At 61.8% G+C, this 7454-nt stretch carries 7 protein-coding genes; 5 read left to right on the forward strand and 2 right to left on the reverse strand.

Annotated elements, in window-relative coordinates:
- Positions 1–19 precede the first annotated feature (19 nt).
- Positions 20–853, forward strand: a complete 834-nt coding sequence (gene rhdA / locus CRO59_RS24195) for a thiosulfate sulfurtransferase (RefSeq protein ID WP_096794757.1) — start codon at positions 20–22, stop codon at positions 851–853.
- Positions 853–1713, forward strand: coding sequence for an archaetidylserine decarboxylase (gene asd / locus CRO59_RS24200; RefSeq protein WP_027611402.1), 861 nt, complete (start codon positions 853–855; stop codon positions 1711–1713). The genes rhdA and asd overlap by 1 nt, the downstream gene beginning before the upstream one ends.
- Before the next feature lie 60 nt (positions 1714–1773).
- Here asd and CRO59_RS24205 read toward each other — a convergent pair whose 3' ends face one another.
- Positions 1774–2175 (reverse strand): hypothetical protein, encoded by a 402-nt coding sequence (locus CRO59_RS24205; protein ID WP_027611401.1) that lies wholly within the window; start codon positions 2173–2175, stop codon positions 1774–1776.
- A gap of 221 nt (positions 2176–2396) precedes the next feature.
- On the opposite strand from CRO59_RS24205, the gene CRO59_RS24210 reads away from it, so the two are divergent.
- Complete coding sequence (locus CRO59_RS24210; protein WP_097089860.1) at positions 2397–4151, forward strand: molecular chaperone; 1755 nt, start codon at positions 2397–2399, stop codon at positions 4149–4151.
- Positions 4152–4269: 118 nt separating this feature from the next.
- Here CRO59_RS24210 and serB read toward each other — a convergent pair whose 3' ends face one another.
- Positions 4270–5484, reverse strand: coding sequence for a phosphoserine phosphatase SerB (serB, locus tag CRO59_RS24215; RefSeq protein ID WP_007967407.1), 1215 nt, complete (start codon positions 5482–5484; stop codon positions 4270–4272).
- Positions 5485–5618: 134 nt separating this feature from the next.
- On the opposite strand from serB, the gene CRO59_RS24220 reads away from it, so the two are divergent.
- Positions 5619–7127 (forward strand): AhpA/YtjB family protein, encoded by a 1509-nt coding sequence (locus CRO59_RS24220; RefSeq protein WP_027611399.1) that lies wholly within the window; start codon positions 5619–5621, stop codon positions 7125–7127.
- A gap of 117 nt (positions 7128–7244) precedes the next feature.
- A partial coding sequence (locus CRO59_RS24225; RefSeq protein ID WP_143503297.1) for a helix-turn-helix domain-containing protein occupies positions 7245–7454 on the forward strand: 210 nt, incomplete at its 3' end.

Below are 7454 nucleotides of genomic sequence, written 5' to 3' on the forward strand. Positions count from 1 at the left end.
TGTGCTCTGGAGACCTCACATGTCTGACTTCTCTGGCTTGCCGCTCGTCATCGAACCGAGCGACCTGCTCCCTCGGCTGGATGCCAGCGAACTGATTCTGGTGGACCTGACCAGTGCCGCCCGCTATGCCGAGGGCCATCTGCCCGGCGCACGCTTTGTCGACCCCAAGCGCACCCAGCTCGGCCAGCCGCCGGCGCCGGGGCTGCTGCCGGCAAAAGCCGATCTGGAGGCGTTGTTCGGTGAGTTGGGCCATCGTCCAGACGCAGTCTACGTGGTCTATGACGACGAGGGCGGTGGCTGGGCCGGGCGCTTCATTTGGCTGCTCGACGTGATCGGTCACGACAAATACCACTACCTCGACGGCGGTCTGCCGGCGTGGCTGGAAGCCGGCATGCCGATGTCGATCCAGGTGCCGCCTGCGGTCGGCGGCCCGGTGGCGCTGACCCTGCACGACGAGCCGACGGCAACCCGCGAATACCTGCAAAGCCGTCTCGGCGCCGCCGATCTGGCGATCTGGGACGCACGCGGGCCGCTGGAATATTCCGGTGAGAAAGTGCTGGCCGCCAAGGGTGGACACATCCCCGGCGCGGTGAACTTCGAATGGACCGCCGGCATGGATAAGGCGCGTCAGCTGCGGATTCGCACGGACATGCCGCAGATCCTCGAAGACCTCGGGATCACCAAGGACAAAGAAATCATTACCCACTGCCAGACCCATCACCGGTCGGGCTTCACTTATCTGGTGGCCAAGTCCCTCGGTTATCCGCGGGTCAAGGGCTACGCCGGTTCCTGGGGCGAATGGGGCAACCACCCTGATACGCCTGTCGAGATTCAAGGTTCTAAGGACAACTAATGAAAGAGCGTCTGTTTATCCTCAGCCAGTACCTGCTGCCTCATCACCTGCTGTCGCGCCTGGCCGGTTGCGTCGCCGAGTGCCGCGTGCGCTGGTTCAAGAATGCCTTCACCCAGTGGTTCGCCAAGCGTTATCAGGTGGACATGTCGCAAGCGCTGGTCGAAGACCTGACCGCCTACGAGCATTTCAACGCGTTCTTCACCCGTGCCCTGAAAGACGGCGCGCGGCCACTGGACCAGACTCCGGGCGCGATCCTCAGCCCGGCCGACGGTGCGGTCAGCCAGCTCGGCCCGATCGAACACGGTCGCGTGTTCCAGGCCAAGGGCCACAGCTTCAGCGTGCTGGAACTGCTGGGCGGTGACACGGCGAATGCCGCGCCGTTCATGGGCGGCGACTTCGCCACCATTTACCTGTCGCCGAAGGATTATCACCGCGTGCACATGCCGCTGGCCGGCACCCTGCGCGAGATGGTCTACATCCCGGGCCGGATCTTCTCGGTCAACCAGACCACTGCGGAAAACGTTCCGGAGCTGTTCGCCCGCAACGAGCGTGTGGCGTGCATTTTCGACACCGAACGCGGGCCGATGGCCGTGGTGCTGGTCGGCGCAATGATCGTCGCTTCGATCGAAACCGTGTGGGCCGGTCTGGTCACCCCACCGAAGCGCGAACTGAAAACCTTCCGCTACGACGAAGCCGCCCGTGCGCCGATTCATCTGGAAAAAGGTGCGGAACTGGGGCGCTTCAAGCTGGGTTCGACGGCGATCGTGCTGTTTGGCCCGGATCAAGTGAAATGGGCTGAAGAACTGGTGGCGGGTTCGCCAGTGCAAATGGGCCAGGCTCTGGCCCTGCCGACGGCCTGAGCCGGCTGATCCGCCCTTTCACACGTCTGTGAAGGGGCGGACACGACCTGGGAGGCGCCGTTACTCTATCTGCCCACGGAAGCCGATCGGCCCTTCGTTGGCGTAGGTATTGGTGCCACTGAGGTTTTTCCCTCCATCGCTGGAAGTGACGCTCAACGCGACAACGTTCTGATTGTCCCGGCCACCGATCACCCACTTGCCGCCCGGATGCCATGGGGCGTCATTGCCACCCCACTGGTTCTCGACGTTGTATTGATTCTGACCGGTGCGCTGCGCCTTGAAGCCAATCGGGCCTTCGCCGGCGTAAGTCATGGTGCCGGTGAAGCTTTTGCCGCCATCGCCCGACTTGATCTCGATGGCGACGACTTGCTGGTTGTCCCGCCCGCCCAGCACCCAGGTTCCACCCGGATGCCACGGTGCCGAACTACCGCCCCATTGATTTGCCACTGCATATTTAGACATGAACCTCATCTCCTTGAAGTTTCGGGAGACCTGCCCGAGGTTGACGGACAGGCCGTGCAACCGTGCGTTTCCGATCGCACGTCTGAGAGACTAGTAGGGCTTGTTGAATGGCATCCGGCCAGTAGACCAGCGGTCAAAAAGCCTGACGCCATCCGGCGAAACAGACCACAGCTGCTAGAGTTCTTGGTGTTGCCAATTTCGCCGCTGGAGCCAGTCACGGCATGAGTGAGTCACGCCCCCAACCCTCCCTGCGCGCCCCGATCCCGACGCAAACGCGCCTGTCGTTCTGTGAAGCCACCCCGCGCGACCTCAAGCGCTGGATCGCCGGCCTGCCCAAGGCCAACATCGGCGAAACCGCCCGCCAGTTGTACCAAGGCCTGGGCGAACTTAACCAATTGCTCACCCCTAGTGACAATCGCCTGCAACTCCTCGAACTGCTGCGCCCTGAGGTTTACTTCGTCTGCCAGCATCTGGAGCGGCATTTCCTGCATCAGGCGATCATGCTCGATGACCGTTCGCGCAAGATCAGCAACCTGTGTCAGGCGCTGCAAAGTCATCTGGCTATCGGCTACAAGCAGATCGTTCTGCGCATTGTCCCCAAGTATCACAAGGATCGTGCGGCGCTGGTCAGTCAGGCCCTGCAACGGGCCGCGCATGCGCTCAAGGGGCAACTGCTGCGGGCGACGCAGCTGTACAGCCCGCCGCCGGAACATCTGTGGTTCGAGCTGCATCAGTTGTATCGCTGCGCTTGCGCCTTGCAGTTGCAACAGCGTCGGGTGCATGACGATCTGGCGAGTTTGAGCAGCGAACTGAGCCTGGAACAGACCTACATCGCCGCCCTGCTGCTGGGCAGCGCCCGTTGCAATCAACTGCGCCAGAACCAGATCGCCCGGCTGGCCGAAGTGCTGGAACCGTGGAGTGCCTTGCTCAAATTGCATCCCGGCAGTCCGCAGGATGGATTGTTCGCCATCAGTGCCGAACTGGATGCCGGGCCGCGCTACCGCAGCATGTTTCGCAAAGAACAACAGGGCGCACTGCTGGGCTTCGATCCGCAACCGCTGGTGAACGTGATCGAAGCGCATTTACTGCAGCAGGAGACGTCGACGCCGTTGCCGATCCCGGCAGGACTGAGCCTCGATACCCTGCAACATGTGCACGCCAGTTGGGGCCAGGCCGCCGAGCGCAGTTTTCAGCGCACCGCCGGTCAAGGCAGCCTGACCGTGTGCGTCGGCATGAGCGCCCTGCACTTTTACCTGGGCGGCGAACGCAGCTTCAGCGAACTGCTGAAACATCCCGGTGCTCGCGCGGCCAACTTCAGTCGCGTGGTGGTCCAGGGCGAAAAGGACAGCTGGAGCCAGGCCTTCGACGCCGCACCGCAGGGCGCAACTGAAGAGTTGCTGCCCTACGAGGAAATCCAGTACGACCATCTGGGCGAAGACGAGAACAACACCGACAGCCCTCCGCACTACCCGACCTACAGCTTGCCGGTGATCAACCACAGTCCCGGCGGCTATTGTCTGGCGTGGCCGAGCGAAGTACCCGCCGAATTGCAGGCCGGGGAAATGCTCGGGATTCAGGACAGTACGAATCAGGGCTGGAGCATTGCGGTGGTGCGCTGGATTCGTCAGGTGCGCGGCAGCGGGCCGCAAATGGGCATAGAACTGGTGGCGCCACACGCCGAACCTTGCGGTTTGCAATTGGTGCGCTCGCGAGATGATCACAGTCAGTATTTGCGCGGTCTGCTGCTACCGGAGATCAGCGCCATCGACTTGCCCGCGACCTTGCTCGCCCCGCGCCTGCCGTTTCAGGAAGGCAATAAAGTGCTGATCAACACCCACGGCGAGGAACACCGCGCCGGGCTGGATCGACGGGTGGCGAGTACGCACAGTTTCAATCAGTTTGCCTATCGCTCGCTGGAGGCCGCGCAGAATGGCGGGGGCGAGGAGGATTTTGATTCGTTGTGGAAATCGCTTTAAGTACCCGCCGATGGATCGGCGGCGCTACCTTCGCGAGCAAGCCCGCTCCCACACTGGAATGCATTTCAACTGTGGGAGCGAGCCTGCTCGCGAAGAGGCCAGTCAGACGATAGAGATGTCAGAGCTGCCCGTCGCGATCGCGAAAGCCCAGCAGATACAGCACGCCATCCAGCCCAAGGGTGGAAATCGCCTGCTTCGCCGACTGTTTGACCAGCGGCTTGGCGCGGAACGCCACACCCAGCCCGGCAATCGCCAGCATTGGCAGGTCATTTGCGCCGTCGCCCACGGCGATGGTCTGCTCCAGACGCAAGCCTTCCTTGTGCGCCAGCTCCTTCAGCAGATCCGCTTTACGCTGCGCATCGACGATCGGCTCGATGGCCACGCCGGTGCACTTGCCGTCGACCACTTCCAGTTCGTTGGCGAACACGTAGTCGATACCGAGTTTGGCCTGCAGCTGTTTGGCGAAGTAAGTGAAGCCGCCGGACAGGATCGCGGTCTTGTAGCCCAGACGCTTGAGTTCGGCGAACAGAGTTTCGGCGCCTTCGGTGAGGCGCAGCGAAGCGCCGATCGAGTCCAGCACGCTGACATCCAGGCCTTTGAGCAACGCCAGGCGCTCTTTGAAGCTGGCGCGGAAGTCCAGTTCGCCGGCCATCGCGCGCTCGGTGATGGCCGAGACTTGCTCGCCGACACCGGCGGCCTTGGCCAGTTCGTCGATGACTTCGGCTTCGATCAGCGTGGAGTCCATGTCGAACACCGCCAGACGCCGGTTGCGGCGGAACAGCGAATCTTCCTGGAAGGCGATGTCGACGTTCAGCTCCTGCGCAACGCTGAGGAATTCGGCACGCAGCGCCTGCGGATCAGCCGCTTCACCACGCACGGAGAACTCGATGCAGCCCTTGCCCTTGTCCGCCGGAGTGTCCAGCGGCATGCGACCCGACAGACGGTCGATATGGTCGATGTTCAGGCCATATTTGGCGGTGATCGAGCTGACCGCCTGCAATTGGCCGGCGGTCACTTTGCGGGTCAACAGGGTGACGATGTGGCGTTTCTTGCCCTGATTGCCCACCCATTGCTGGTAATCCTCTTCGGACACCGGGGTGAAGCGCACCTGCTGGTCGAGCTCGTAGCCCTTGAACAGGATGTCCTTGAGCACGGCTTTGCCTTGCTCGGAGTCGGGAATCTCGACCAGGATGCCGAACGACAGGGTGTCGTGGATCACCGCCTGACCAATGTCGAGAATGTTCACACCACCCTGGGCCAGAACGCCGGTAATGGCCGCAGTCAGACCCGGACGGTCGACTCCCGTGATGTTAATCAGGACGATTTCGCGCAACGCGCACCCCCGCAACTGGAAAAAAACCGCATTCTACCCACTTTCAGTGACCATCGGGCACCGCGAGCGCTTTGCCGGTCTAGGGCCTGTCGCTATACTGCGCGTCAACTTCACGGACAAAAGAGCCGAGCTCAGTGAACCGGCCCACGCCAGTTAAAACCGATAACTTCTTCCTGCTGATCTTCCGTGCACTGCGCCATCGCCGTGTACCGATTGCATTGCGCATTGCCAGCCATAACGTGATCCTGGTCGCTCTGGCCCTGGTGATCTATGCCGGGGTGATGGGCTTGCAGTTCAAGCAGGCCATGCACGAGCAGGCCGATGCGCTGGGCGAAAGCCTGACCACGCAGACCGCCACCTCTGCCACTGAACTGTTGGTGTCCAACGACATCCTCAGCCTCAACGTGCTGCTCAACAACCTGACCAAGAACAAGCTGGTGGCACACGCCGCTATCTATAGCGTGGACAACCGCATCCTCGCCGAATCCGGTCAGCGCCCCAAGCACAGCCTGCTGGGCGAAGCCGAGGGCATGTACGAGAGCAAGATCACCTTCCAGGACGTGACTGCCGGGCAACTGCGCATCAGCCTGGACATGGATCAGTTCCAGCAGCCGATGACCATCAGCCTGCAAAGCATGGGCATTCTCAGTGCGATCCTGCTGGCCTTGTCGCTGGCCCTGAGTCTGCGCATGGGGCGCTATCTATCGACGCCGTTGCTGCAATTGCGCGTCTGGCTGCGGCGCATCGACGAACACACGCCGGGCATAGATCGTCAGGACGAAATCGGCGATCTGGCGCGTCAGCTGCACGCCAACTACGCTCCGGAGCCTGCGCCTGAACCTGAGCCGGAACCCGAGTTCGAGGAAGAGGATGAGCCAGAGTTCGAAGTGCGCAACCTGCGTGACCCGAGCTTTGACGAAACCCGCCCGATGGCCGCGCAAAAACCGGCGCCGCGCCACGTGGTCAGCACCGTTGAAGACGATGATGACGACGAAGACCCGTTTGCCGATCTGCGCGACGAGTCGCTGACCGAAGCTGTTCCGGCGCCGCGTAAAGCGACACCAAGCGTGCCGCAGCACAGCGCGGTGCTGGCGATCCAGCTGGGTTCGCAAGAGCAACTGCGGCGCCTGCCGCGTGCCCGTCTGGAAGAGTTGCTGGAGCGCTATCGCGATTGTCTCGATCAGGCCGCTTCGTTGTATCAGGGCGAAATCGAAACCCTGAACGATGGCAGCACACTGATGCTGTTCCACACCGAAGACAGCGGTGACGACTACCTGACCAACGCCATCTGCTGCGGCGAGTTGCTGCGGGCGCTGGGCCATCAGTTGCAGATCGAAGTCGCCGACAGCGGCATCACCCTGCAATTGCAACTGGGCCTGACCCTGGGCGACGAGTTGTTCGGCCTGAGCCAGATCGACCTGCTGCTGACCGATTCGGCTCAGGATGCCCTGGCCCTGTCGCAACACAGTCGCAACCTGCTGCTGGTCGAGCGCAAGATCGGAGACGATGCGCTGATTCGTCAGCGTGCGCGGATCCGCCCGATCGCCAGCCCTGAGGGGGCCTGCTGTGTCGAGCGGTTGATGGAGCCTTATCCGTCGATGCTTGAGCGACAACTGGCGCGGATGCATGAACGTCGGGCGTAAGCCTTAGGCCAGATGCACAGAAGCCCGCAGACAAGTGATTGTCTGCGGGCTTTTTTGTTGCCTGTGTCGCGTCCTGAATAAGGTTTACACCTTCTGACCAATCTTCAGGAGGATTCAATGGATACCGGAAAAAGGCGGAGCCAGCGCGATTACACGCTAGCTTTTAAATTGTCAGTTGTAGATCAAGTCGAAAAAGGCGAGTTGAGTTATAAAGAGGCTCAACGGCGCTTTGGCATTCAAGGCCGGTCCACGGTACTGGTTTGGTTACGCAAGCATGGCCGACAGGACTGGAGCCAAGGCGCCTCAATCCGAGCGCCGCGGAGCAGG

The organism is Pseudomonas sp. LAMO17WK12:I5 (assembly GCF_900215165.1).
GTDB classification, from domain to species: domain Bacteria; phylum Pseudomonadota; class Gammaproteobacteria; order Pseudomonadales; family Pseudomonadaceae; genus Aquipseudomonas; species Aquipseudomonas putida_A.